Annotated in this window: 26 protein-coding genes; 10 read left to right on the plus strand and 16 right to left on the minus strand. The window is 45.2% G+C overall.

Going from position 1 to position 24,599, the window contains the following annotated elements:
• Positions 1 to 8: 8 nt before the first annotated feature.
• The 4 genes from DPF91_RS14715 (at position 9) to DPF91_RS14730 (ending at position 3,067) form a co-directional block, all read left to right on the plus strand.
• Entirely contained in the window at positions 9 to 1,724 is a 1,716-nt protein-coding gene (locus DPF91_RS14715) for a proline--tRNA ligase (protein ID WP_117235193.1), read from the plus strand.
• Between the two features lie 160 nt (positions 1,725 to 1,884).
• On the plus strand, positions 1,885 to 2,562 hold the full coding sequence (locus DPF91_RS14720) for a tellurite resistance TerB family protein (protein ID WP_117235194.1): 678 nt from the start codon (positions 1,885 to 1,887) through the stop codon (positions 2,560 to 2,562).
• A gap of 108 nt (positions 2,563 to 2,670) precedes the next feature.
• Positions 2,671 to 2,874 (plus strand): YaeP family protein, encoded by a 204-nt coding sequence (locus DPF91_RS14725; RefSeq protein WP_117235195.1) that lies wholly within the window; start codon positions 2,671 to 2,673, stop codon positions 2,872 to 2,874.
• A 1-nt stretch (position 2,875) separates the two neighbouring features.
• A complete protein-coding gene (locus DPF91_RS14730) occupies positions 2,876 to 3,067 on the plus strand; it encodes a DUF4250 domain-containing protein (protein WP_117235196.1) in 192 nt (63 codons plus the stop codon).
• A gap of 153 nt (positions 3,068 to 3,220) precedes the next feature.
• Here DPF91_RS14730 and DPF91_RS14735 read toward each other — a convergent pair whose 3' ends face one another.
• Both DPF91_RS14735 and DPF91_RS14740 read right to left on the minus strand, forming a co-directional pair.
• Positions 3,221 to 3,985: a DUF2884 family protein gene (locus tag DPF91_RS14735; protein ID WP_338116891.1), complete on the minus strand. Its 765-nt coding sequence runs from the start codon at positions 3,983 to 3,985 to the stop codon at positions 3,221 to 3,223.
• 18 nt (positions 3,986 to 4,003) lie between these two features.
• The gene (locus tag DPF91_RS14740; protein ID WP_117235197.1) at positions 4,004 to 4,483 is read right to left on the minus strand and encodes a GreA/GreB family elongation factor; all 480 of its coding nucleotides are present in this window, start codon (positions 4,481 to 4,483) and stop codon (positions 4,004 to 4,006) included.
• A 77-nt stretch (positions 4,484 to 4,560) separates the two neighbouring features.
• Here DPF91_RS14740 and DPF91_RS14745 point away from each other — a divergent pair, with 77 nt between their 5' ends.
• Positions 4,561 to 6,492 carry a RecQ family ATP-dependent DNA helicase gene (locus DPF91_RS14745; RefSeq protein WP_117235198.1) on the plus strand — a complete coding sequence of 644 codons (1,932 nt, stop codon included), beginning with the start codon at positions 4,561 to 4,563 and terminating at the stop codon, positions 6,490 to 6,492.
• 23 nt (positions 6,493 to 6,515) lie between these two features.
• On the opposite strand, the gene dinB is transcribed toward DPF91_RS14745, so the two are convergent.
• A complete protein-coding gene (gene dinB / locus DPF91_RS14750) occupies positions 6,516 to 7,595 on the minus strand; it encodes a DNA polymerase IV (protein WP_117235199.1) in 1,080 nt (359 codons plus the stop codon).
• A gap of 136 nt (positions 7,596 to 7,731) precedes the next feature.
• Here dinB and DPF91_RS14755 point away from each other — a divergent pair, with 136 nt between their 5' ends.
• Entirely contained in the window at positions 7,732 to 8,946 is a 1,215-nt protein-coding gene (locus tag DPF91_RS14755; protein ID WP_117235200.1) for a GGDEF domain-containing response regulator, read from the plus strand.
• Positions 8,947 to 9,067: 121 nt separating this feature from the next.
• On the opposite strand, the gene nqrM is transcribed toward DPF91_RS14755, so the two are convergent.
• The 9 genes from nqrM to DPF91_RS14800 all read right to left on the minus strand — a co-directional run bounded on the left by nqrM (position 9,068) and on the right by DPF91_RS14800 (position 17,114).
• Positions 9,068 to 9,322: a (Na+)-NQR maturation NqrM gene (nqrM, locus tag DPF91_RS14760; RefSeq protein ID WP_117235201.1), complete on the minus strand. Its 255-nt coding sequence runs from the start codon at positions 9,320 to 9,322 to the stop codon at positions 9,068 to 9,070.
• Between the two features lie 33 nt (positions 9,323 to 9,355).
• A complete protein-coding gene (locus DPF91_RS14765) occupies positions 9,356 to 10,360 on the minus strand; it encodes an FAD:protein FMN transferase (protein ID WP_117235202.1) in 1,005 nt (334 codons plus the stop codon).
• A 155-nt stretch (positions 10,361 to 10,515) separates the two neighbouring features.
• Entirely contained in the window at positions 10,516 to 11,742 is a 1,227-nt protein-coding gene (gene nqrF, locus DPF91_RS14770) for an NADH:ubiquinone reductase (Na(+)-transporting) subunit F (protein ID WP_117235203.1), read from the minus strand.
• A 29-nt stretch (positions 11,743 to 11,771) separates the two neighbouring features.
• The gene (gene nqrE, locus DPF91_RS14775; RefSeq protein ID WP_117235204.1) at positions 11,772 to 12,368 is read right to left on the minus strand and encodes an NADH:ubiquinone reductase (Na(+)-transporting) subunit E; all 597 of its coding nucleotides are present in this window, start codon (positions 12,366 to 12,368) and stop codon (positions 11,772 to 11,774) included.
• Between the two features lie 7 nt (positions 12,369 to 12,375).
• On the minus strand, positions 12,376 to 13,008 hold the full coding sequence (locus DPF91_RS14780) for an NADH:ubiquinone reductase (Na(+)-transporting) subunit D (protein ID WP_117235205.1): 633 nt from the start codon (positions 13,006 to 13,008) through the stop codon (positions 12,376 to 12,378).
• Positions 13,008 to 13,778 (minus strand): Na(+)-translocating NADH-quinone reductase subunit C, encoded by a 771-nt coding sequence (locus DPF91_RS14785; protein WP_117235206.1) that lies wholly within the window; start codon positions 13,776 to 13,778, stop codon positions 13,008 to 13,010. Before DPF91_RS14785 ends, DPF91_RS14780 begins: the two co-directional genes overlap by 1 nt.
• Complete coding sequence (locus tag DPF91_RS14790; protein WP_117235207.1) at positions 13,768 to 15,012, minus strand: NADH:ubiquinone reductase (Na(+)-transporting) subunit B; 1,245 nt, start codon at positions 15,010 to 15,012, stop codon at positions 13,768 to 13,770. The genes DPF91_RS14785 and DPF91_RS14790 overlap by 11 nt, the downstream gene beginning before the upstream one ends.
• Positions 15,013 to 15,015: 3 nt before the next feature.
• The gene (locus DPF91_RS14795) at positions 15,016 to 16,356 is read right to left on the minus strand and encodes a Na(+)-translocating NADH-quinone reductase subunit A (protein ID WP_117235208.1); all 1,341 of its coding nucleotides are present in this window, start codon (positions 16,354 to 16,356) and stop codon (positions 15,016 to 15,018) included.
• A gap of 446 nt (positions 16,357 to 16,802) precedes the next feature.
• The gene (locus tag DPF91_RS14800) at positions 16,803 to 17,114 is read right to left on the minus strand and encodes a BolA family protein (protein ID WP_117235209.1); all 312 of its coding nucleotides are present in this window, start codon (positions 17,112 to 17,114) and stop codon (positions 16,803 to 16,805) included.
• A 195-nt stretch (positions 17,115 to 17,309) separates the two neighbouring features.
• Between DPF91_RS14800 and DPF91_RS14805 the strand changes: the two genes are divergently transcribed.
• From DPF91_RS14805 to DPF91_RS14820, 4 genes are all read left to right on the plus strand, one after another.
• Complete coding sequence (locus DPF91_RS14805) at positions 17,310 to 18,440, plus strand: methyltransferase (protein ID WP_117235210.1); 1,131 nt, start codon at positions 17,310 to 17,312, stop codon at positions 18,438 to 18,440.
• Positions 18,441 to 18,541: 101 nt separating this feature from the next.
• Positions 18,542 to 19,111 (plus strand): YajG family lipoprotein, encoded by a 570-nt coding sequence (locus DPF91_RS14810; RefSeq protein WP_117235211.1) that lies wholly within the window; start codon positions 18,542 to 18,544, stop codon positions 19,109 to 19,111.
• Entirely contained in the window at positions 19,111 to 19,659 is a 549-nt protein-coding gene (locus DPF91_RS14815; protein ID WP_117235212.1) for a peptidylprolyl isomerase, read from the plus strand. Before DPF91_RS14810 ends, DPF91_RS14815 begins: the two co-directional genes overlap by 1 nt.
• A gap of 66 nt (positions 19,660 to 19,725) precedes the next feature.
• Positions 19,726 to 21,087, plus strand: a complete 1,362-nt coding sequence (locus tag DPF91_RS14820) for an AmpG family muropeptide MFS transporter (protein WP_117235213.1) — start codon at positions 19,726 to 19,728, stop codon at positions 21,085 to 21,087.
• A 123-nt stretch (positions 21,088 to 21,210) separates the two neighbouring features.
• Here DPF91_RS14820 and DPF91_RS14825 read toward each other — a convergent pair whose 3' ends face one another.
• The 4 genes from DPF91_RS14825 to DPF91_RS14840 all read right to left on the minus strand — a co-directional run bounded on the left by DPF91_RS14825 (position 21,211) and on the right by DPF91_RS14840 (position 24,445).
• A complete protein-coding gene (locus DPF91_RS14825) occupies positions 21,211 to 21,870 on the minus strand; it encodes a ChrR family anti-sigma-E factor (RefSeq protein WP_117235214.1) in 660 nt (219 codons plus the stop codon).
• Positions 21,867 to 22,451, minus strand: coding sequence for an RNA polymerase sigma factor (locus DPF91_RS14830; RefSeq protein ID WP_117235215.1), 585 nt, complete (start codon positions 22,449 to 22,451; stop codon positions 21,867 to 21,869). The genes DPF91_RS14825 and DPF91_RS14830 overlap by 4 nt, the downstream gene beginning before the upstream one ends.
• A gap of 69 nt (positions 22,452 to 22,520) precedes the next feature.
• Complete coding sequence (locus DPF91_RS14835) at positions 22,521 to 23,855, minus strand: DUF4397 domain-containing protein (protein WP_117235216.1); 1,335 nt, start codon at positions 23,853 to 23,855, stop codon at positions 22,521 to 22,523.
• Complete coding sequence (locus DPF91_RS14840; protein WP_117235351.1) at positions 23,852 to 24,445, minus strand: LON peptidase substrate-binding domain-containing protein; 594 nt, start codon at positions 24,443 to 24,445, stop codon at positions 23,852 to 23,854. The genes DPF91_RS14835 and DPF91_RS14840 overlap by 4 nt, the downstream gene beginning before the upstream one ends.
• Positions 24,446 to 24,599: the final 154 nt, after the last annotated feature.

Consider the following 24,599-nt stretch of genomic DNA (forward strand, 5'->3'; position numbering starts at 1 on the left):
ACCATAGAATGCGTACCAGTAACTATCTTCTTTCTACTCTGAAAGAGACTCCAAACGACGCAGTAGTAACCAGCCACCAGCTGATGCTACGTGCAGGTATGATCCGTAAGCTAGCTTCAGGTCTATACACTTGGCTACCTACCGGTCTGCGTGTACTGCGTAAAGTCGAAAATATCGTTCGCCAAGAGATCGATAATGCAGGTGCAGTTGAGACTTTGATGCCCGTAGTGCAGCCGTTTGATCTATGGGAAGAGACTGGCCGCTCTGAGAAAATGGGTGCAGAACTACTTCGTTTCACTGATCGTCATGACAGCCCATTCGTACTAAGCCCAACTGCTGAAGAAGTGGTAACAGCACTTGTACGTCACGAAGTTAACTCTTACAAGCAGCTTCCACTTAACCTGTACCAAATCCAAACTAAATTCCGTGATGAGCGTCGTCCACGTTTCGGCGTAATGCGTGCACGTGAATTCTCGATGATGGATGCGTACAGCTTCGATATCGATAAAGAAGGCCTAGAAAAATCTTACGACAAGATGCACGCAGCATACTGTGCAGCATTTGACCGTATGGGTCTTGATTACCGTCCAGTACTGGCTGATACCGGTGCTATCGGTGGTAACGGTTCTCACGAATTCCACGTACTGGCAGAAAGCGGTGAAGACCTAATCGCATTCTCTTCTGAGTCTGACTACGCAGCAAACATCGAGAAAGCGGAAGCACTAGCTCCTGCGACAGAAGCTGCAGCACCGACTCAAGAAATGACACTGGTTGACACACCAAACGCGAAAACTATCGATGAGCTAGTTGAGCAGCACGGTGTAGCAATCGAGAAAACGGTTAAGACACTATTCGTTAAAGCATCTGATGAAGTAGAAGCAGACATCATTGCGCTTATCATCCGTGGTGACCACGAGCTAAACGAAATCAAAGCAGAAAACCTAACAGAAGTGGCTTCTCCTCTAGAGATGGCAACAGAAGAAGAGATTCGTACACTCGTTAATGCAGGTCCAGGTTCACTAGGCCCTGTTGGTCTTGAGCTGCCATTTATCGTTGACCGTGCAGTTGCAGTTGCAAGCGACTTTGGTGCGGGTGCCAACGTAGATGGTAAACACTACTTCGGTATCAACTGGGGTCGTGATGTTGAGCTAGGTAAAGTTGCAGACCTTCGTAACGTCGTTGAAGGTGACCCAAGCCCATGTGGCCAAGGCGTTATCCAGCTTAAGCGTGGTATTGAAGTTGGTCACATCTTCCAGCTAGGTACAAACTACTCAGAGAAAATGAACGCTGCGGTTCTTGGTCCTGATGGTAAGAACACTATCCTAGAGATGGGCTGTTACGGTATCGGTGTTTCTCGTGTAGTTGCATCTGCAATCGAGCAGAACCACGACAAGTACGGCATCATCTGGCCTGACGCACTAGCACCTTTCCAAGTGGCTATCGTGCCAATGAACATGCACAAGTCTGAAGAAGTTAAGGAAGCGGCTGAGAAGCTTTACGCTGAACTAACAGCAATGGGTATCGAAGTACTATTCGATGACCGTAAAGAGCGTCCAGGCGTCATGTTCTCTGACATGGAACTCGTTGGTATTCCTCACACTGTTGTGATTGGCGATCGTTCAATGAAAGAAGGCAACTTCGAGTACAAGAACCGCCGTACAGGTGACAAAACTGCAGTTGCAATGGCAGACATCATTGAGCACATTAAAGCTCAACTGGCGTAATATCATCGCCCTGACTCTCAAAGGCTACCCTCGGGTAGCCTTTTTTGTGCCTTTAAATCTTACTTCCGAGATAGCGACAAAGTCTGTAAACAAACGTCAGTTAATCTTGTGTTCATCTTCCCGCGTATAGACTACACCTACGACAATATTGGAGGTAATGATGGATATTAAAAGTTTACTTAACCAGGCGTTAAACTCAGACCTAGTTAAACAAGGTAGTCAAAAGATTTCACAAGGTTCGTCAGGCCTGTCTTCCATCACCAAAGATAAAGGCAAGCTTGGCGCTCTTGGAGCCGGTGCCGTTGGCGGTGGGTTGCTTGGTATGCTCATGGGCTCTAAGAAATCAAAAAAAGTAGCCCAAAAAGCGGTGGGGATTGGTGGTGCTGCCGCACTAGGCGCCCTCGCCTACAAGGTGTACAACGACTATCAATCCAATAGCCAAACCGAACCAGAGCCAAACCACGCAGACAGTGAGTTCAATGCCAACGATGAGAGCCATCAGGTACTGATATTAAAAGCGATGATCGCCGCCTCTAAAGCTGATGGTCACGTAGACGAAAGCGAGATGGCAAAAATCGAACAAGCACTTGAAGATATGAGTGCAGATTATCAGCTGACTCAAATGGTATCGCAAGAGCTTCACAAACCGCTCGACCCGACTGAGATAGCGAACTTAGCGCAATCTCCACAACAAGCAAGCGAGATCTACCTCGCCTCCCTTATCGTCGCAGATGATCAAAACTTCATGGAAAAGGCTTACTTAAAAGAGTTAGCGAAACAGCTCGGCCTTGCACAAGAAGTGATCGAACAGCTAGATGCTCAGGTGCAGCCGGAATAGAAAACTTGAGTGAGGACAAGCTTAGATAGGTATTTTCTGTTTCGAGATTGTCTTTAACTGCTCTCTGTGTATGATTGAGAGCAGTTATCATTTAGTTAGGACAAAACCATGAAAGTATACGATTGTTGTGACTTGGTTCGTGAACTTTATTCTCTTATCGGTAGTGGCGATCAAGGCTACATCCCACAAGCGATCACCTGTGCTGTGAAAACTTTCAATGACATTGCTGCAGATGAGTCACTGCCAATGGAAACCCGTGAAAGAGCCGCTTTTGCAGCTGCTAACCTATTGATCTCGGACTTCGAGGATTAATATGAACCTAGCTAATTTTGAATCTATGGATCCAATCATGCTGATGAGTATTGTCAACATGAAGCTTCGTGATGATTTTGCTGGTGACCTAGATAAACTAGTGAACTACTTTGATATTAGCCGCGAAGCGTTAGAAGCCAAGTTGGCGACCGCTGGTTTTGAGTTTCTACCCGAAGCAAAACAGTTTCGCTAACAAATCTGTCTTGCAAACTATGCAAACACGTTAACAACAAAAACAGCCAGTGTTTCGAAAAACACTGGCTGTTTTTATATCCGTTATGCCTAAATAACCTCAGCTCGGTATAATTGAAGCCATTCAGCACAGCTTCTTAAGCGCCTAGCTTCGTTAAATTGTGAAGACCTGATAGTCCTTCAACGCTGGGATCTTTTCATGCAGAGCTTTCTCTTCTTCTGCGAGATCACCTACAGAATCACACAACTCTTGAGACTGCCTTTCAACTTCTGCCTCATGGGCTTTGAGTCGCTCATCAAACTTAGCTTTTAGCTCTGACATGCTATCCGCTAACTCACTCAGGTTAAGGCCACCCTCTTGATCCATCTTTGCCGACAAAGCATTAAAAGCGCTTTCGAAAAACTCTTCGTTTAGCACTGCCATTAGAGCATCAATATCTTGCTGCCAGCTTTTTTGCAGTTCATCGGTATCCACTGAAGGTAACACCCAGTCACCGTTTTCTGAGTACTTCTCTTGAAGCCCATCAAAAAACTCTTTCACTGAGACCTTGGCATCATCGAAGGCACCTGGCATATCTAAACTAACCGCAATATCATCCATAATGTCTTCAGCTAGCTTCAGGCTCTCTTCCGCCATCTGTTTTGCTTTTGGCACATAACTATTTATTTTATCGCGATACTCCGCGATAGCTTGCTCTTGGTCGGGATCGAGTTCAATCTTATCACCGTGAATATACAGGTGATTGTCATCATCCATTACGACCGCGGTCTCTCCTTGATGTTCGATCTCCAATTCACTATCACCAATATGTACCTCGCTCTTTATAGAGATATCACACTGTGCTGCACTAGCCAAAGGTGCACTCAATGCAGTCGCACACGCTAAAGCCATCAGGGCAAATTTATTGGTTGGCTTCATTACATCCTCCAACATCAGTTATTCAACAACATCTACTTCGTAATAAGTGTGCTTACCATTAATGACAAGCTCAACTTCATCCCCCACAGCTTTGCCAAGAATGGCCTTTCCTAGTGGCGATCCGGGCGTCAATACGTACACTGATTGACCCTCAAGCTCAACTGTCAATCCGCCTGATGTTGGACCGATGAAAAACGCCTTCGTTTCATCCTCTTCATCAAGCAATTCGACATAGGCTGTCATACCGGCAGTCTTACCATGGTAATCGCGTAAAACTAACTCACGATACTGACGGACCTCTTCTTCGCTTTCACTCACGCGCATCGCTTGCCCATGAGCTAAGTAAGAAGCCTCCAAAGCCAGTGTATCGTATTTATGCTCTGGTAGTGTCTCTTCATCAGTTGCCGCATCAATGGCTCTTTGGGTAGAAGCCACAGCGATTTGATACTTTTCCTCCAGCAGATTGATTATTTTCTGCTTGAGTTCGTCTTTTCTCATTCTTAGTCCGTGCTTAAGGTTCAGCAAACGACCCTAAAATCCAGTAGTATTAGCTCAATACAACAGAGGACTTCACTATGTCAGATACGCTTCACTCTAGAATCAGCACGACTCTTCAACAACACTTCGGCTTCGACTCTTTGCGTTACGGCCAACAAGAGGTGATTGAAAAGGTACTTTCAGGGCATTCGAGTGCAGCAATATTCCCTACTGGGTCTGGTAAGTCGTTATGCTATCAATTACCGGCTCTGATGTTACCACACCTAACACTCGTGATATCACCTTTGCTTGCATTGATGAAAGATCAGCTAGACTTCCTGACCAGCAAAGGCATCAATGCTTCATCTATTGACTCGACTCAGACACGTCAAGAAACACAAGCTATCATGCAGTCCGTAAAAGACGGACAAACCAAGGTTTTGATGATCTCAGTGGAGCGTTTGAAGAATGAGAGGTTCCGTCAGTTCATCTCGCAAGTTCCTATCTCTTTATTAGTAGTCGATGAAGCGCATTGTATCTCTGAATGGGGCCATAACTTCCGCCCAGATTACCTCAAGTTGCCACACTACAAACAGCAATTGAACATCCCTCAGGTACTGCTATTAACCGCAACGGCAACCACACAAGTGATCGAAGATATGCAGGCCAAGTTTGCTATCGCTCCTGATGATGTGGTCGTTACAGGCTTCTATCGCTCGAATCTAGACCTTGAAGTAATCCCTTGTGAAGACTCTAACAAGCTAGCAACTCTAAACGCCCTAGTACAAAAACAACCGACGCAACCAACCATTGTTTATGTCACGCTTCAACACTCAGCTGAGGACGTCGCTCGAGCATTGCAAGCTGCTGGAGTCAATGCTGCCGCTTATCACGCTGGGTTAAAAGCCGATGTGCGTGAGCAACTCCAACAACGATTTATGGCCGGAGCCGTTGATTGTATTGTTGCAACGATTGCATTTGGTATGGGAGTGGATAAATCTGATATCCGTCGAGTGATTCATTTTGATTTGCCGAAGTCGGTCGAGAACTATTCACAAGAAATTGGTCGAGCTGGACGTGATGGTCAACCATCTAAATGCATCATCATTGCCAACCAAACAGGCAGAAATACCTTAGAAAACTTCGTGTTCGGAGATACTCCAGACTTGTCTTCTATCAAGCTAGTTCTCGGCCAAGTCATTGCATCTAGCCCTCAATGGGAGACGGTGCTGCTGCGATTATCGAAAGAGACAAATATTCGCCAACTTCCCCTGAAGACACTCTTGGTTTACCTAGAAATATCGGGAATTATTGAACCTAAATACAGCTATTTTGCTGACTACCGTTTTAAATTTCTTCTTCCTGCAGCACAGATCGTGGCTAAGTTTGAAGGGGAACGACAACACTTTGTTCAAGGTATTTTTAATTGTTCCCCGAAGGCGAGAACATGGTGCCAACTTGATTTTGAGGCTATCTACCAAGCAGGGATTGGTGACCGACAACGTGTCATTACGGCAATGGACTATTTCCACCAGCAAGGCTGGATTGAACTCGAGAGCAAGCAACTCACCGATGTTTACCAAGTCTCAAATACTCAGATTGATGTAGAGTCAGAGGCACAGAAGCTGTTTAACCTATTCAAGCAAAAAGAAATCAACGAAGTCGCTCGAATCGAGCAGATGATCAGTTTCTTTGAATCCAACCGCTGCCTGAGCGCATCATTAGCAGAATACTTTGCCGATGCACAAGCACCACAAGCATGTGGGCATTGCTCGGTGTGTCGTGGAGCCGTCGCCTCGTTACCTAGTCAGCCGACAGTCGATATCGAAACAAGTCAGCTTCAAAGTTGGGTAACACCTTTTGTACAAGCAGCAACACAACCGCTGACGAGTGAAGCGATTACTCGATTCTTATGTGGTATTGCCACGCCACTATCTACTCACCTTAAAGCCAGCAAGATGGCAGGATATGGCAAACTGGAAAATGCCCGCTTTGAGGATGTGCTCAAGTTGACCCAACAAATCCAATAAGCCTTGTGGGCTTCCAAAGCACACTACTCACTTTCGTCAAAGAAACTCAGTTGTTCAATCGGTTCAATAGGCTTAAGCATCACACTTAAGCCTAACAAACGAATCTCTCGCCCTTGTTGACGCTGCATGATTTCAGCGAGGAGCTCTTTGAAATGGTTGAGATCCAAATAAGGCTGAACATGCTCAATAGTCGTTTGCTGAAAATCAGCAAACTTCATTTTAATGCCTTGCTTGATGATCGCTTTGTCGGGGCGAGCCTTCTCTAAACGCTGCGCCAATTCGGGAAATAAACGCTCTTCTATCACTTTCCAACATTCTTCGTACTCTAGAATGTTCTCACTAAAGGTACGTTCTACACCAACCGATTTACGCTCTCGTTCAACCACTACCTGACGGTTATCAATACCATGGCTGCGCTTCCACAAAGAAGCACCCAAGCGCCCAAAGCGTCTCAATAACTCTCGATAGTCAGTGTTTCGAATGTCCTCACATTGATAAAAGCCTGCACTGTTAAGCTTGGCTAGGCTCACCTTACCTACCCCAGGTATTTTCTCTAGCGGCAGTTGGTCGATCTCTTGCTGTACCTTTTCGGGAGGAATGACGTACTGACCGTTCGGTTTGTTCATATCTGACGCCACTTTTGCGAGAAACTTTATCGGCGCCACACCGGCAGAGGCAGTGAGATTCAGTTCATTCCAGATATCATTGCGAATAGCTTTGGCTATAAGGGTTGCTGAACCATGGTGTAACTTACAATCGGTCACGTCGAGATACGCTTCATCCAATGATAAAGGCTCGATTAGTTGGGTATAACGAGAAAATATAGATCGGATCTGACGAGAAATGTCTTTGTAGACCTGCATGCGACCCGGTACAACGAGTAAATTAGGGCAAAGCTTGAGCGCTTGACCCGTTGGCATAGCAGAGCGAATACCAAACTTACGCGCTTCATAATTACATGTACTGAGTACCCCTCGCTGTTTCTCGTGACCACCAACCGCAAGAGGTCGATTTCGATAATGGGGATTATCGCGCATCTCGACGGCTGCATAAAAGCAGTCCATATCAACGTGGATAATTTTTCTATCGTAAACCGGTTCCATACAAACACTCAAAACTGTATATATAGACAGTATACAGCCAATTTTTAGGATTGAGAAACGACTCTTGATTTACGCTCGTTATTAAACGGCAATTATGTTTAAATGCTAAGAGAATGTTAAAAGAAAGGGACTTCTTTTGAGTCATAAAATTCTTGTTGTTGAAGACAGTCGCGCTTTTAGAAACTATTTAGAGCAACAACTTACCCAAGCGGGCTATCACGTTTACCTCGCAGAATCTGTCGCAGAAGCAAAGCAAGTACTAGCGAGTGAAAGTGGGTTCGTGTGTACTGTTCTCGACTATTGCTTACCTGACGGACAAGACGGTGAAATCATCGATATTGTACTTGAACATGGGTACAAGGTGATACTGCTCACAGCTATGTTTAACGAAGATATCCGTGAACAAGTTCTATCGAAAGGCGTCTTAGATTACATACTCAAGGATAGTCAGGCTTCGGTCTCTTATATTCTCCCTCTTATATCCCGTATCATCAACAACCGTCACCATAAAGCACTGGTTGTGGATGACTCAGCCATGGTTCGCAAACATATTGTACAGTTACTTGAGCATCAATATATTCAAACCGTTATTGCAAATGATGGTGAAGAAGCACTTCAGGTCCTACGAGAATGCCCAGGTATCACCTTTGTCATTACTGATCATGATATGCCTGTTAAAGATGGCATCTCGATGATCCAAGAAATTCGCGCTCAATATGACAAGAACCAATTGGCAATTCTAGGGCTATCTGGCAGCAACGACCGAACGATGACGGCTCGTTTTCTAAAAGCTGGTGCCAATGACTTTCTCTATAAACCATTCAACCAAGAAGAGTTCTATTGCCGCGTTCACCAGCTGCTCGATATCAAAGAGGCAAACAACCAGCTCTATCGTCTGGCAAATCAAGATGCTTTAACCGGATTGTGGAATCGCCGCTTTTTATTTAGCCAAGCGTGTGGAGGTTGTAGCAGCCGCCATATAGCGATGATGGATATTGATCACTTCAAACGTGTTAATGATACCTACGGTCACGATGGCGGCGATGCTGTGTTGGTGACTGTTTCTAATATCCTAAAGATCTACTTCAAAGAAGATGTCGTCGCTCGATTTGGTGGAGAAGAGTTTTGCATTCAGTCGTGCTCCTCATTCGAAGACTTTACCACACGGCTAGAGCAAGTTCGGACACGTATCGCCAAGACTCCGATTAATCACAATGGCTCCGATATTTCTGTCACTATCAGCATGGGTGCAACCAACAGTGAGGCCACGTTGGATGAGCAGATAAAGATAGCTGACACGAGATTGTATCAAGCGAAAGAGAGTGGCCGAAACCAACTCATTTATTCCTAGCTCTCTAGCTCTCTAGCTCTCTAGCTCTCTAGCTCTCTAGCTCTCTAATGAGAACCCCTATAACAAGAAAAGCTCAAGGCATAACCTTGAGCTTTTCTAGTCTAAGTCAATAGCTGATCGACTATGCGATACGATCGTTTTGCCAAGACTTAAGCTGTTCTTCACGTGCGGCTAGCTTTTCAGCTCGCTCTGCTTCACGAGCTTCACGCTTTTTACGCGCATCACACGGCTCAGGGCAGTTACATACTTTGTCGATACCTACAGCACCAAGGCCACCACAACTGCCTTTTACCACTTTTTTCTGGAAGATATAGCCCACTGCCATTGCAGCGATAACAGCCATAAACACACCGAAAGTAATTAGAAATGTACTCATAATTCTTGCTCTCTGTCTTTTCTTAAAGAACGATTATTTGTTTAATAACGGCTTATACGCTTCCGATGCCATCTCTTTAAATCCGTCTTCTGTTTTCACAATCATAAAAACAGGAATATTGTGTTGCTCAGCAACCTGCATACCTAGTTCTTCTCCCAAGACCATTAGACCCGTTGCAAGGCCATCAGCCGTCATCGAAGATTTATCCACCACGGTTACAGAAACAACTTTGTTTGAAATAGGCTTACCTGTGTTTGGATTGATAATGTGCGAATATCGAATTCCGTCACGTTCAAAGTAATTACGGTAATCACCTGACGTCGCCACTGCCATATCGCCTGGCTCAATAATATCTTGAATCGCACGTTCTTCAACCGATGGTTTCTCAATTGCGATGCGCCATTTAACGCCTTCGCGGTTCAAGCCTTTCAAACGCATCTCTCCGCCAACTTCTACCATATAGTTAGTCACGCCTTGAGATTGAATGTAGTCGGCAACAACATCGACACCCCAACCTTTCGCAATCGTCGAAAGATCAACGTATAGATTAGGAATGTCTTTAGTCAATGTATTGCCATCTACTGATAGGTGGCGAATACCAATATTAGCCTTACGAGCAGCTAACTCTTCTTCGGTTGGCACTACCTCAGGACGAGCTTCCGGGCCAAATCCCCACAAGTTAACTAAAGGACCAACAGTAACATCCAGCGCTCCCAGAGTAAGACCGTTTAAACGAATCGCTTCTTGCACTACGATTGCCGTTTGTGGCGATACTACAAAAGGTTCTGAGTTTTGAGTTTGGTTAAAACGACTCAACTCTGAATCTTTACGGTAAGTCGACATCTGATCATTCACTTCTTCAAGTAAACGGTCGATTTCTAGCTGCAGATCTTCAGCCGACGGCTGTCCCTCTTCAGCAATGTATTTTACGTTATATGTGGTGCCCATTGTAGGGCCGCTTAAATGAATCTGCTCTACTGGCTTTTCACAGCCTGCTAGAACAAGAAGAGAAGCTAATGCAACAAGCCACTTTTTCACTTGAATTAGGTTCCTAGTTTTGAGTACCTAGTGCCTAGATCCGACCTCCTGAAGAATACTTCTAGGAACTAGGATCTAGAAACTAGGTTCTTGAAAAAATAATGGCTGACTCTAGTCGAGTCAGCCATAACATTCAGAGATTAAAGCAGTTTTTATTAACCACCAAAATCATCTAGTAGAATATTCTCGTCTTCTACACCTAGATCTTTCAGCATGCCGATAACAGCTGCGTTCATCATCGGTGGACCACACATGTAGAACTCACAATCTTCAGGAGCTTCGTGATCCTTCAGGTAGTTTTCGTACAGTACGTTGTGGATGAAGCCTGTGTAACCATCCCAGTTATCTTCTGGCATAGGGTCAGACAGAGCACAGTGCCAAACGAAGTTGTCGTTTTCTGCTTGTAGGCCGTCGAAATCCTCTACGTAGAACATTTCGCGCTTAGAACGTGCACCGTACCAGAAAGACATCTTACGAGAAGACTTCAGACGCTTAAGTTGATCGAAGATGTGCGAACGCATTGGAGCCATACCAGCACCACCACCAACGAATACCATCTCGTTGTCTGTGTCTTTCGCAAAGAACTCACCAAATGGACCAGAGATAGTACATTTGTCACCGTCTTTAAGAGACCAGATGAATGAAGACATGATACCTGGTGGTACGTCAGGATTATTAGGCGGCGGCGTAGCGATACGCACGTTCAGCATAATAATACCTTCTTCTTCTGGGTAGTTAGCCATAGAGTATGCACGAATTGTTTCTTCGCTTACCTTAGACTCGTAACGGAACAGGTTAAACTTGTCCCAGTCTTCACGGTACTCTTCTGGTACATCGAAATCAGAGTATTTCACGTGGTGAGCAGGCGCTTCAATCTGAATGTAACCACCAGCACGGAAAGGTACTGATTCGCCATCAGGGATTTGAAGCTTAAGCTCTTTGATGAATGTTGCTTTGTTATCGTTAGAGATAACTGTACATTCCCACTTCTTAACGCCGAAGATTTCTTCAGGTAGTTCGATATCCATGTCAGTTTTCATTGCAACTTGACATGCTAGACGTTCACCTTCACGAGCTTCACCTTTAGAGATGTGATCAAGCTCTGTAGGTAGAATGTCACCACCACCAGATTTCACTTTTACGCGACACTGACCACAAGAGCCACCGCCACCACAAGCAGAAGATACGAATACACCTGCACCAGCTAGTGCACCTAGTAGCTTACCACCAGGTTGAGTAGTGATAGCTAGGTCAGGGTTATCGTTTACAGCAATAGTGATGTCACCTGTAGGTACTAGCTTAGATTTAGCGAAAAGAATCACTAAAACTAGCGCCAGTAGGATAATGGTAAACATCGCTACACCAAGAATAATGCTTTGCATTTGTTATTCCTTATTTTGGGGTGCGAACCCTACAGTTGAACACCAGAGAAAGACATAAAGCCTAACGCCATTAGACCTACTGTGATGAACGTGATGCCAAGACCACGTAGACCAGGAGGTACGTCAGAGTACTTCATCTTCTCACGGATACCCGCAAGAGCGACGATAGCAAGCATCCAGCCCACACCAGAACCGAAGCCGTAAACAACAGATTCAGCAAAGTTGTAGTCACGTTGTACCATGAAAGATACACCACCAAAGATTGCACAGTTTACTGTGATCAGCGGTAGGAAGATGCCGAGTGCGTTGTACAGAGGCGGGAAGAAACGGTCTAGAACCATCTCTAGGATCTGTACAAGTGCTGCGATTACACCGATGAAAGTGATGAAGTTTAGGAAGCTAAGATCCACACCGGCAACAAGAGCGTTCTCTTTTAGTACGAGGTTGTAAACTAGGTTGTTCACAGGCACAGCGATTGTAAGTACTACAACTACCGCAACACCAAGACCAAAAGAAGTTTTAACTTTCTTAGAAACCGCTAGGAATGTACACATACCTAGGAAGAAAGAAAGCGCCATGTTTTCGATGAAGATCGATTTAACTAGCAGACTAATATAATGTTCCATGACTACCTTACTCCTTCGCTTCTACTTGTTCAGGTCTTAGGATACGAATAGCCCAGATCAAGAAACCGATTAAGAAGAATGCTGAAGGTGCTAGAAGCATCAGACCGTTTGGCTGATACCAACCACCGTTGCTCACTAGAGGTAGAACTTCCATACCGAACAGTTTGCCTGAGCCGAACAGTTCACGGAAGAAACCAACAGTGATAAGAACGAAACCGTAACCAAGACCGTTACCAATACCATCGATAAATGATGGGAATGGCGCAGACTTCATAGCGAATGCTTCTGCACGACCCATTACGATACAGTTCGTAATAATTAGGCCAACGAATACAGAAAGCTGCTTAGAGATGTCGTAAAGGTACGCTTTTAGTACCTGGTCTACCACGATTACTAGTGATGCGATGATCGCCATCTGAACGATGATACGCACACTATTAGGAATGTGGTTACGGATAACTGAAACGAAGAAGTTCGACAGCGCAGTAACGAAGATTACCGCAAGTGTCATAACGAAAGCCGTTTCTAGTTTAGTAGTTACCGCAAGAGCAGAACATACACCAAGAACTTGTAGCGCGATTGGGTTGTTATCCAATACCGGCGCTAGGATGCTCTTTTTAATTTCTTTAGCACTAGACATTAGTTAAGACCTCCGTCGCGTACTTTTGCTAAGAATGGACCAAAGCCCATATCACCTAACCAGAAATCGAATGTGCCTTGCACACCGTTACCAGTTAGGGTTGCACCAGATAGACCGTCAACGCCGTGCTCAGAACCTTCTGGAGCACCGCCTTTAACAACCTTGATAGCTGGCTTGTGGTTTTCATCAAATAGCTTTTTGCCTTCCCACTGAGCACGCCATGTTGGGTTCTCAACTTCACCACCAAGTCCAGGAGTTTCACCTTGCTCGTAGTAAGTGATACCAGAAACTGTGTTGCCATCAGTTTCTACCGCCACGAATGCGTACATCATTGACCAAAGGCCGTTACCGTGTACTGGGATGATAACTTTAGAAGTCTCATCACCGTCTTTCACTAGGTATACAACACCCGTGTTAGCGCGGCGTAGGATCTTCGCCTTATCGTCTTCTGCACTTAGTTTGATAGATTCAGCAGGATCTTTCGCAGCTTTACGTTGGTCGTAAGCGCCAGCATCGCCTTCAACGAAATCACCTGACTCAAAGTCTACCAGGCGAGGTTCGATGTTTTGTGCGAATAGCTCAGGGATGCTTTGACCTGCTGCTTCAATACCTGCAACTTCAATGATTTTAGTTTGCTTATCAAGAACAGCATTATTTTGCTGTTTCTCACGCAAACCAACCGCTGCTGTCGATACGATGATTGAACACACAAGGCTCAATCCGATAACAACACCCAGCGTCTTTTTAATGCTGTCGTTATTACTTGCCATAGCGTGCTAGTCTCCGCTTAACGTTCTTCTCAATTACAACGTGGTCAAACAGTGGTGCAAACAGGTTCGCGAATAGGATTGCCAGCATCATACCCTCTGGGTACGCTGGGTTTACTACACGGATCATCACACACATAACACCGATTAGAGCACCGTACCACCACTTGCCACCATTGGTGAATGAAGCAGATACTGGGTCTGTCGCCATGAAGAACATACCGAATGCGAAGCCACCTAGAACTAGGTGCCAGTGCCAAGGCATGCTGAACATTGCGTTAGTGTCAGAACCGATAACGTTGAATAGCGTAGACGCTGCAATCATACCGATCATTACACCAGCGATGATGCGCCATGAAGCGATGCCCATGTAAACGATCATTGCTGCGCCGATCATAAGTGCTAGCGTAGAAACTTCACCGATAGAACCAGGGATGTTACCTAGGAATGCGTCCATCCAAGTGATAGCTTCACCAGAAACTGTGTTCACTAGTGCACCGTTACCGCCTTGTGCCCATTGGCTCAGTGCTGTTGCACCAGAGAAGCCATCTGCAGCAGTCCATACTACGTCACCAGAAATCTGTGCAGGGTATGCAAAGAATAGGAACGCACGACCAGCAAGCGCAGGGTTAAGGAAGTTACGACCCGTACCACCGAAGATCTCTTTCGCTACCACAACACCAAATGTGATACCAAGAGCTGCTTGCCATAGAGGAAGCGTTGGTGGAACGATCAGTGCGAACAGGATAGAAGTTACAAAGAAGCCTTCGTTAACTTCGTGCTTACGCACCATACAGAACAGTACTTCCCAGAAACCACCAACGATGAATACCGTTGCATAGATAGGCAGGAAGTAAGTTGCACCAAGCAGCATCTTGCTACCCCAACCTGCATCAGCGCCAAGTGTGCCGCCGAGCATTTGAGTTAGCCAATAGTGCCAGTTACCATCAATTACAGATGCTAGTTCAGCGCCTGCGTACATATGGTTAAGTGCAGCGATAGCTTGGCCACCCGCGTTGTACATACCCCAGAACATAGCTGGGAATACCGCGAACCAAACCATAATCATGATACGTTTTAGGTCAACGCTATCACGAACATGCGAGCTTTTCTTCGTTACAAGACCTGGTGTGTAGAACACAGTAGCTGCAGCTTCGTAAAGCGCAAACCACTTTTCGTGCTTACCACCTGGCTCAAAATGATGCTCGATGTCTTCAAGAAACTTTTTAAGGCCCATGAATTACCCTTCCTTCTCAATCTTATCTAGACACTCACGAAGTAGCTCACCGTACTCGTATTTGCCAGGGCAAACGTAAGTACATAGTGCTAAATCTTCTTCGTCTAGTTCTAGTGCACCTAGGCGCTGAGCGTTGTCAGTATCACCTGCACACAGATCACGAAGTAACAATGTTGGTTCCATATCCAACGGTAGTACTTTTTCGTAGTTACCGATTGGCACCATAGAACGGTCACTACCGTTAGTCGTTGTTGTCATGTTAAACAACTGACCTTTGAATAGGTGACTCAAGAAAGAGCGAGTTACAGAGAACTTGTTCTTACCAGGCATAGCCCAGCCAAACAGTTCTTTCTCACGGCCTTCACGAAGTACAGAAACTTGCTGGTGGTAACGTCCTAGGAATGCATGTGGACCAGATGCTTCAGTACCCGCAAGTACAGAACCAGAGATCACACGAACTTCACCCGGCATTAGTTCGTTATCAGTCAACTCTTCTAGGCTAGCACCTACTTGAGTACGAACTAAACGAGGGTTGTTCACAACAGGACCTGCAAGTGAAACAACACGATCTGTGTATAGTTCACCTGTTAGGAATAGCTTACCGAACGCGATAACGTCTTGGTAATTGATGCTCCACGCAACATTCTCAGCACTTACTGGGTATAGGAAGTGCATATGCGTTCCAGCTAGACCAGCTGGGTGTGGGCCATTGAATACGTGTTCTTCGACGTTCGATTTCTCAGAACGAGGTAGGCTTTCGCCACCCTTACACACGTAAACTTTGCCGTCAGTTAGGCTTGAAAGGATATCAAGACCTGCAACGAAAGCTTCAGATTGCTCATTGATGATCAACTCTGGCTGAGCTGCTAGTGGATTAGTATCCATTGCAGTTACGAAAATAGCCTGAGTAGAAGACTCAATTGCAGGAACCTTGCTGAACGGACGAGTACGCAGAGCGGTCCATGAACCAGACTCAACCAGTTGAGCTTTAACCGTTTCACGGTCTAGGCCTGCCAGTTGACTCGCTTCATAGCTATTGAAAGTGATTTGCTCTTCGCCTGCTACTTCAATCACTACAGATTGAAGAACACGCTTAGCGCCACGGTTCACTTCAATAACTTTGCCACTTGCTGGTGCAGTAAATACTACGCCTGGGTTCTTTTTATCAGCAAAAAGAACTTGGCCTTTCTTCACTTCATCACCTACGCGAGCATGCATCGTAGGACGCATGCCAACGTACTCTTCGCCAAGCAAGGCGACTTTAGTGATGGACTTACCATCATTAATCACCTGGGATGGAGCTCCTGCGATAGGAAGATCCAAACCCTTCTTTATTGTAATCATACGCACTTGCACTACTTTATCGGGAAAAAGATTCTTTTAATTGCGTAAATTCAGGGTTGAACAGTCATACCCTTGACACGACATATATGTGTTATAGCGCATAAATTGAAATAATTACGCACTGCAACATCCAATTAAAATTCTCGTTACAAACTAGTACCGAGATTTATCAGGTGCGATAGTCTAGCATTTTTTGTGTTTAGGTTGCCATGACCAATAAGGGGAATGGTGGAAATAATTGATAGGAATGAAGGGATAAGGGCTAGCGAATTTTCATAACTTTGACGCATCGCACATCTATTGTCTAAACCATACTTTAGTGGTATTCAGCCATTCAATTAATGACACAATTTACTTTAACATTTCATATTATCGAATTGTTAATAATGTCAATTCACATACTGAATGGCTGTTCTCACTCATAAATGAGGAATACTTTTTGCGTGCTACAACTTATTCCCACCAAGGCACATAGGACTTTCTGGTACACCGCCAGTTTGCGCAGCCCACTCTTCTTTGGTGTAAGTGTGCATAGATAGAGCATGTAACCCTAGTTTGAACTCGTCCGCTAACAGCTCATTAACCATGCGATGACGAGGTAACAGACGCTTGCCTTCAAATGCATCACTAACAACAATCACTTTAAAGTGACTCTCTGAGCCTGCAGGTACATTGTGCATATAGCTTTCATTAATCACCTCTAAGTGCGATGGTAGTAAGCCCGTTTCCAGTTTTGATTCGATTGATTGCTGTAACATTGAAGGTGCCTTTCTTGTTTTTATTGAGTACTAGGGCCTTTAATCATAATTTCACACCCTAGTTGACTACTATTAATGGTTGCTATTGATGAGCGACTACTAAGCTATCACTTTTCACTAAATCATCAAATAGGTTCCCTGCGACGCGAGCTTTTGCGACAATAAAGACAGAAACTAGACCAAAACACTGACTTGATGAAAACTGAACTCTCCCTATTCGATCGTGCTCTAAACCTCTTTCGCTATCCGAAGCGCAGTAATGAAACCCTACAAGCCTGGGATGCGGGTGATGAGTACCTGATTAATCATGTTGAAGAACTAGCACTCGAAGATAATCAACACATCGTTATTCTTAATGATAACTTTGGCGCCCTTGCTTGTTGGTTCTCTAGTAAACATCGCGTAACAGTGATGAGCGACTCTTATATTTCGCATCAAGCGGCATTCAGTAACCTCAAGGAAAATGGATTAAACCCAGTTACACTGCTCGACACCAATCAGGCTATTCCAAGCGATGCTGATATCGTTCTGATGCAGATACCGAAAAGCAATCGCCATTTAAAATGGCAGTTATCACAACTAAGAGAGTCACTGTCACCATCGACACCTTTTATTGCTGTAAATAAAGCGAAAGAGATACACACCTCGACATTAAAACTCTTCGAACGTTATTTGGGTACGACCAAAACGTCATTGGCTTGGAAGAAGCACCGCCTGGTATTTTCTGTTGCGGACAGTTCTCCAATCGAATCGGTTGACCCTATTACTCGCTGGAATGTCGATGGAGAGAATTATCAACTAGACAACTTACCCAACGTCTATTCAGGTGAGAGTCTCGATTTAGGTGCGCGGTTCTTCTTGAAACACTTACCACAAGATGAGTCTATTACTCACGCTATCGACCTTGGATGTGGCAACGGCGTATTGTCTGTGAAATTAGGACAGATCAACCCTGAAGCTAAGATCACTAGCGTTGATGAAAGCTATATGGCGGTTGCTTCGGCAAAAAGAAATGTTGAACAAAGCTTAGGTAGCAGTGACAACTTTACCTTTGTTGCAAACAATTGTTTGGATGGTTTTGAGGCAAAGCGCTACGACTTGGTCATGTGCAACCCTCCATTCCACCAGCAACAAGCGGTTACGGATCACATTGCTTGGCAAATGTTCTGTGACGCAAAACATGTTTTATCGAATGGTGGTAAGCTACTTGTTATTGGTAACCAGCACCTTGGCTATGAGGCTAAACTAGTGCGCTTATTTGGCCGAAGCAACGTTAGTTTGGTGTCAAGAAACAATAAGTTTGTGATTTTACAAGCAATCCGCTAGCTCAACGCCGTTATTGCTTGAACTCAATCGATTTCTGAATAAGATTGAGACACTAAAAATTTAATCCCTTGATGTGTCTACAAAAAGGAAAGGAAACAACAATGAAAAAACTCATCCTGGTGGCATCGGTATCATTACTTGCAGCGTGTGCTGCGCCACAGCCAGAGCAAATTAACCTTGCTCCAAAAGCGACTCTTGCTAACAGTGACCTCGTTTCCGGCTCTACAGTGAATCTAACAAGTAAAGACGTACGTGCTGCGCAGTATGTAGCACTCGTCGATAGCGGTCGTTCAAACATCGAGCCTCTACACCCAAAACAGAACGTACGTATCTCAGTTGAAGACGCGGTTGCTAAACAGCTTCAGTCTCAAGGCTTCGACCTAACAGTAAACAGCGAAAACTCTATCATTGTTGAAATCCAAGAAGCACTAGTGAACGTTAGGCACACTGTGATGAAAAACGAAATGGATGGAAAAGTAACCATCCAGATCACTGCTGAGACACCACAAGGCAAACTCGTTAAGACTTTCACAGGTACAGCTAAGCGTGAAGGCTCTCTATCGGCAAGCAACGAAGAGATCGAAACAGTATTGAACGATGTTACTAACCTTGTCCTTAAAGAAATTGCTAATGACCAAGAGTTGAACGGTTACCTTAAGGAGCGCTTCTAATGAAATGGTTAGCACTACCAAGCCTTTTGCTTGCAAGCTTTACTGCATGGGCAGCACCTCAGGTTCACTTTGAAACCACCTTAGGTGAAATCGTTATCGAGGTGAACGAGAAGCAAGCGCCAATTTCTGCAAAGAACTTTATCCGTTACGTTGAAGACGGCAGTTACGTTGGCAGCCAGTTCCACCGCGTAATTCCAGGCTTTATGGCTCAAGGCGGTGGTTTTGATCAGGAGATGAATCGTCTACCAACCTACGCGCCGATCCCACTAGAAGCAGACAACGGTTTGAAGAACCTAACAGGCACCGTTGCAATGGCTCGTACCAATAACCCAGATTCTGCGACTCGCCAATTCTTTATCAACTATGCGGACAATAACTTCCTAGATGCTGACCAGCGTCCACCAGGTTACGCAGTGTTTGGTAAAGTGGTGAAAGGTATGGATGTCGTTGAGCAAATGGCCCAAAAGCCGACTCGCTCACAAGGTCGTATGCGTGATGTACCAGTGGAACCTATCATCATCACCAAAGCAACGTTAATCATTGAGTAACAGCGAATTTAGCAACAATAAGCAGTAGCCAAGGCTACTGCTTTTTTTTCAACAAGGAAGTCGTGAATGTCAGAGAGCTCTTCAAACTTAACTTGGTCTCAAACCATTAAAAGCTATATGGATAAACGCCTTATGTGGGTGTTTATGCTTGGATGCTCAAGTGGCTTCCCTTGGGTTCTCATTGGCTCCAACATGTCAGGCTGGCTCAAAGATGCAGGCTTAACGCGTGCTGCTATCGGCTACTTCGGTAGTGTCTTTGCTGTCTATGCTATCAACTTTTTATGGGCACCCTTAGTCGATCGTGTGAAGCTACCTGTTTTACATGCAATGTTGGGACAACGACGCAGCTGGATTTTCTTGTGTCAGTCGATCGTACTGGTTTGTACCTTATTTATTGCCGGTGTCAATCCAGCCAACGATTTGATGTTTACTTCGATGTTGGCTTTAGGTATCGCCATTGCTTCAGCGACTCAAGACATCGCTATTGATGCGTTCCGTATCGACACCTTTCCTAAGTCTGAATCCAGTAAATTGCCCCAAGCGTCGGCAATGGCCGTCATTGGTTGGTGGACTGGTTACTCGCTTCCGGGTTACCTAGCCTTCATTAATGCAGATTCTATGGGTTGGAACGGGGTTTACTATGGCATGGCTGTGATTATCGGCGTGCTGATGTGTTTTACCGTTCTTGTTGGTGAGCCAAATACTCAACGTGAAGCCTTACAACAAAAAGCAGAGCAGCGCCATAGTCAGGTGGTGGGTTCACAGCTAATGAGTTGGATTACCGTTACTGCGGTAGAGCCGTTTTTAGACTTCTTCCGTCGCAACGGTGTAAGAGTCGCAGTTACGCTACTCCTGTTCGTATTCTTGTTTAAGATTGGTGAAGCGTTCTTGGGTCGGATGTCGATTCCATTTTACAAAGAAATTGGCTTTAGCAACGAACAAATCGGTTACTACTCGAAGTTAATTGGTTGGGGTGCAACAATATTCTTCACCTTGGTTGGTAGCATGTTTAACGTGAAGTTTGGCATCGTCCGCGGATTAATGATCGGCGGTATCGCTATGTCTGCTAGCAACCTTATGTTTGCTTGGATTGCATCGGTTGGCCCTAGCGAGAACCTATTTTTAGCAACCATTATTGTCGATAACTTCACTACGGCATTCTCAACCGTCGCCTTTGTTTCCTTCTTAACCGTACTGACCGGTCAAGCCTTCTCAGCAACCCAATACGCGTTGCTTGCTTCATTGGGTAACTTTGGGCGGACAACGCTCGCCTCGTTCAGTGGCGAACTGGTCGATTACCTCAATGACTGGTCATTGTTCTTTATCATCACTGCATTGATGGTTATCCCGAGCTTGATCATGCTTTACTCGCTTCGTCACTACTTTACTGACTTACTAGAGAAGGCTAAGAAGGATGTGAGCAGTTAATTTTTTGCCTCAACAAGTTCGATAAACTAAAAGCCCAGCTATTTCACAACGGCTGGGCTTTCGCTTTCTATTTTCTAGATTCTAGCTCTCTAGCTCTCTAGCTCTCTAGCTCTCCAAGCATTCTTACGGATACATGCCACGTCCGAACAAATTAAATACCCTCGCAACGCCCTGGGTGAATACCATCGGCTCAGTGAGAACAGTAAGGCAGAGGCAATCTTGCCCTGGTTTTGTTTGTGGTGAATGTTTTGTTGAACCGTCTGCGAACAGGTAATCCCCTTCTACGTACTCACCGCCTTCATCACTGAAGCTACCATGAAGAACAAGGGTGGACTCCATTCCTTTGTGCGAGTGTTGAGGTACCTGCACATCTTCCCCTATGTACAAGAGATTAACTCGTTCTTCTTCACCAAGATCAATAGTAGAGCTAAACACTTTTCCGCCATAGCTACGCCATTCACCCATCTTCTCTGGGAGGTGACTCAGAGATTTGGGCAAAGTGAATTCTTTTCCATTCACTTCAATTGTTGCTTTTTGGCGTAGGGTCAGTGGCTCGCTCACCACGTCCATTAAGAGAATGTCATCTAATATACTATCCATAGACACATCATATTCACTGTCATGACTTTCAAGCACTAGGGCGTGTTGATGTTCAAAAGAATCAACAGCTTCGCGACACTTGGCACACGTTTCTAGATGTGTTGCAATAACTAGCCCTTCAACTGCTCCAATCGTACCGGTGGCATAGGACTCTAACTGAATGTTTGTTGGATGATAGGTCATACTTCCTCCACCTTAATCGAATGTCTTAATTTCTCTACGGCCAAGCGTAAACGCGATTTCACTGTCCCTACTGGAATATCAAGCATGTCTGCGACTTGCTGATGCGGTATCTCTTGTAGGTATACCGCTTGGACCACTAACCTTTGGTTTTCTGGAAGCTTGTCTAAAAACTTCACTACTTGCTCTTTCAGCATGTCCTGCTCAGGAGAATAGTGTTCTACTAAGTCTGCAGGCATGTAATCTGATGGCCAAATATCATCAGAATGAACGTGAAGCTCCCTTCCTTTTTGTTTGCGCAGCAGGTCAAAACACAAGTTACGAGCAATGGTGTATATCCATGTCGAAAGCGCGCTCTTAGTTCCATCAAACAGGTGCGCTTTTTGCCAAACTGCAGCCATTGTTTCCTGCACCATTTCCACCGCGACCTGCTCGTTTCCTACATGCTTAAAAGCAAACTGTTTTAATTTTGGAGAATAGAAGCGGAACACGATGGCAAAAGACGCTTTATCTCTCGCCTTCACTTTCTCCATACATGCCGTCCACTCCTGACGACTCGATGGTATTGGACTCTCTGCGTGCATACTGCCCTATCCTTAGAGATTCTTAATCTCTGAACTGAAGAGCGCATCACTGCGCTCTGTGTACTTTGTCTAATCTGTAATTGTTGGTAAAGCTATCGCTCCAAACCCAGTAGATGACGTCGAATCGTCAATCGCTATGATTTGATATACCTCACCAGAGACCAATGGGATAGTCGCTGATATTACCGCACTCCCGATACCTGCTCCCGCTGGTGCGACATCTATGTCGTAAGAACCTTCAGCAAGGTAGACACCACTTATAACTTCTTTATACGGGAAATCACTTACAGCCAGATCACCGTTGATGAAAATATCTACTGTCGCTGCCGCTGGGTTGGCTGCAGCGTGAGTAATATTCACCACAGCACTGGTTGCTACAGGTCTACGTTCTTCAACAACTACTAGCGGTGAAATGTTGTTTAGAGCGACCTGTCCCGACGCGTAAACGCTGTAGTCCATACCCGCTTCAAAGCTCACGCCTGGTGCACTTAGAATGTCTGCAGTTCTAGTCGCGTTGTCTACGATTGAGATGTCGTAGGTACCTGACGCTGGCAGATCAAGGAACGGTGTAATAGTTTGGAATGTTACCGCGGCCAAAGCCTGATTAGCTGGCCCAGTCACATCTACATCAACGGCTGGCGCATCACTCACCAAATGACCGATACGAACTTCGGCGACTTCATTAATATCGTTAATTATAGAAGAGCCTGAACCGTCCATTACTATAAGTTTGACCGGGGATTTGCTGCTTGAGTCGCCGGTTTTCACTGCAGCTACTGTAAGTTCACTACCCGCAGCCAGTGACACGATGCCAGAATCGAATACTATCGCGTTGCCCGCTTCCAACTGAATTTGGTAATAACCTGCTTCAATGTTGAGCACGCCAGTAAATGCTTCATAACCTAGAGTGGCGAGCGTGGTTGGAGATCCACCAGTCGCAGGCCCTGTCACGATTACATTGACGTCTGGTATATCAAACGCAGCATGCACCACTTGAAGATCTAGCGTTGTACTGTCTGCCTCGCCGTCTGCCGGACGAGTCACGACAAGTGCATCGACAGAATTAGCAGCGACATCCCCGACAACCATTACGGTGTAGTCTGTATCAGAAGAGAGATCAAAAGTGGAGTTGGGAATAGCAGTAAATAGCTCGCCACCAGGCAGCTGTACATCGACCTGAATCGAGTTAGAACCTTCATCTAAACTCAAATAACCTGACGCTTGAGCGTAATCCACGCTATCCAGTTCCTTCGTACCGTTGATTAATACATTTGCTCTAGGTGCATCAGAAGACGCATGGACTGCTTGAAGGTTCGTTTGTGGCGGCTTGTCGTCGTCTTTTGGACAGCCTACAAGTAAGAGTGTCGCTGAAATCACGGCCGCTGTTGAGATTAAATTTTTCATTGTCTTGTCTCTTTCGGAGATGGACATTCAATGGCGCTGCGCAAAAAATCTATTGAAGGCTGACACGAGGATGCCGACGTGAGTAGTTCAAATTGCTCGCTTTCAAGAGGCAATAATTCCAACCACCTTTGGGCGACCCAACTGGCGTCGTCAAAAAAGCGGTGGGAATAGAGAGCTCCCAACTGCGGGAATTTGTTATAGATCTGTTCGAGCTGAACACTCAAGAAAGAATCGCTGCCGTTGAGTTCTGAATGATTCCAGTTATCTAACCACTCAACCTTTGCTTTCCTTAAACCATCGTGTTCACTCCAAACCTGCTGCAAGCTGAATCTTTGATTACCGACAACGGTAATACCGAGTAGTCCATCTGGTAGGGTTTCGAAGTCGATGATTTTCACCATCGTACCGACTGTAGAGATAGTGATACCTGAGGTGCTCTTGCGGCCGCTGGCCAAGTTCATGCCGAAACCAATGTCATTCGCACAGCATTCCTTCACCATACGCTTATATCTTGGTTCGAAAATCCTTAGGTTCATTTTGCCTTCAGGGAGTACAACTGAATTCAAAGGAAATAGCATTAACTCGGTCATGAACACCTCTCGTACTTTAAGTCTCATGACTAATTACGCAGCTTCATTTCAGAGGATCAATCGCGGTTCAAATTCTTCAGCCAGCTAAACGGTTGCGCAAACGTTTTGCGAAAAGTTCCTCAAAAATTTATAAAACCATCTAAAAAGGTGATTT

This window comes from Vibrio maerlii, from assembly GCF_003415655.1.
In the GTDB taxonomy this organism is placed as follows: Bacteria; Pseudomonadota; Gammaproteobacteria; order Enterobacterales; family Vibrionaceae; genus Vibrio; species Vibrio maerlii.

What these genes read in the sequence shown, in the direction of transcription:
- DPF91_RS14715 (WP_117235193.1), top strand. Translation starts at nt 9, where the DNA reads ATGCGTACCAGTAACTATCTTCTTTCTACTCTGAAAGAGACTCCAAAC.
- DPF91_RS14745 (WP_117235198.1), top strand. Translation starts at nt 4,561, where the DNA reads ATGTCAGATACGCTTCACTCTAGAATCAGCACGACTCTTCAACAACAC.
- DPF91_RS14835 (WP_117235216.1), bottom strand. Translation starts at nt 23,855, where the DNA reads ATGAAAAATTTAATCTCAACAGCGGCCGTGATTTCAGCGACACTCTTA.
- DPF91_RS14830 (WP_117235215.1), bottom strand. Translation starts at nt 22,451, where the DNA reads ATGCACGCAGAGAGTCCAATACCATCGAGTCGTCAGGAGTGGACGGCA.
- DPF91_RS14805 (WP_117235210.1), top strand. Translation starts at nt 17,310, where the DNA reads ATGAAAACTGAACTCTCCCTATTCGATCGTGCTCTAAACCTCTTTCGC.
- DPF91_RS14825 (WP_117235214.1), bottom strand. Translation starts at nt 21,870, where the DNA reads ATGACCTATCATCCAACAAACATTCAGTTAGAGTCCTATGCCACCGGT.
- DPF91_RS14780 (WP_117235205.1), bottom strand. Translation starts at nt 13,008, where the DNA reads ATGTCTAGTGCTAAAGAAATTAAAAAGAGCATCCTAGCGCCGGTATTG.
- nqrM (WP_117235201.1), bottom strand. Translation starts at nt 9,322, where the DNA reads ATGAGTACATTTCTAATTACTTTCGGTGTGTTTATGGCTGTTATCGCT.
- DPF91_RS14720 (WP_117235194.1), top strand. Translation starts at nt 1,885, where the DNA reads ATGGATATTAAAAGTTTACTTAACCAGGCGTTAAACTCAGACCTAGTT.
- DPF91_RS14795 (WP_117235208.1), bottom strand. Translation starts at nt 16,356, where the DNA reads ATGATTACAATAAAGAAGGGTTTGGATCTTCCTATCGCAGGAGCTCCA.
- DPF91_RS14840 (WP_117235351.1), bottom strand. Translation starts at nt 24,445, where the DNA reads ATGACCGAGTTAATGCTATTTCCTTTGAATTCAGTTGTACTCCCTGAA.
- DPF91_RS14820 (WP_117235213.1), top strand. Translation starts at nt 19,726, where the DNA reads ATGTCAGAGAGCTCTTCAAACTTAACTTGGTCTCAAACCATTAAAAGC.
- DPF91_RS14725 (WP_117235195.1), top strand. Translation starts at nt 2,671, where the DNA reads ATGAAAGTATACGATTGTTGTGACTTGGTTCGTGAACTTTATTCTCTT.
- DPF91_RS14815 (WP_117235212.1), top strand. Translation starts at nt 19,111, where the DNA reads ATGAAATGGTTAGCACTACCAAGCCTTTTGCTTGCAAGCTTTACTGCA.
- nqrE (WP_117235204.1), bottom strand. Translation starts at nt 12,368, where the DNA reads ATGGAACATTATATTAGTCTGCTAGTTAAATCGATCTTCATCGAAAAC.
- DPF91_RS14740 (WP_117235197.1), bottom strand. Translation starts at nt 4,483, where the DNA reads ATGAGAAAAGACGAACTCAAGCAGAAAATAATCAATCTGCTGGAGGAA.
- DPF91_RS14785 (WP_117235206.1), bottom strand. Translation starts at nt 13,778, where the DNA reads ATGGCAAGTAATAACGACAGCATTAAAAAGACGCTGGGTGTTGTTATC.
- DPF91_RS14800 (WP_117235209.1), bottom strand. Translation starts at nt 17,114, where the DNA reads ATGTTACAGCAATCAATCGAATCAAAACTGGAAACGGGCTTACTACCA.
- nqrF (WP_117235203.1), bottom strand. Translation starts at nt 11,742, where the DNA reads ATGCAAAGCATTATTCTTGGTGTAGCGATGTTTACCATTATCCTACTG.
- DPF91_RS14735 (WP_338116891.1), bottom strand. Translation starts at nt 3,985, where the DNA reads ATGAAGCCAACCAATAAATTTGCCCTGATGGCTTTAGCGTGTGCGACT.
- DPF91_RS14790 (WP_117235207.1), bottom strand. Translation starts at nt 15,012, where the DNA reads ATGGGCCTTAAAAAGTTTCTTGAAGACATCGAGCATCATTTTGAGCCA.
- dinB (WP_117235199.1), bottom strand. Translation starts at nt 7,595, where the DNA reads ATGGAACCGGTTTACGATAGAAAAATTATCCACGTTGATATGGACTGC.
- DPF91_RS14810 (WP_117235211.1), top strand. Translation starts at nt 18,542, where the DNA reads ATGAAAAAACTCATCCTGGTGGCATCGGTATCATTACTTGCAGCGTGT.
- DPF91_RS14730 (WP_117235196.1), top strand. Translation starts at nt 2,876, where the DNA reads ATGAACCTAGCTAATTTTGAATCTATGGATCCAATCATGCTGATGAGT.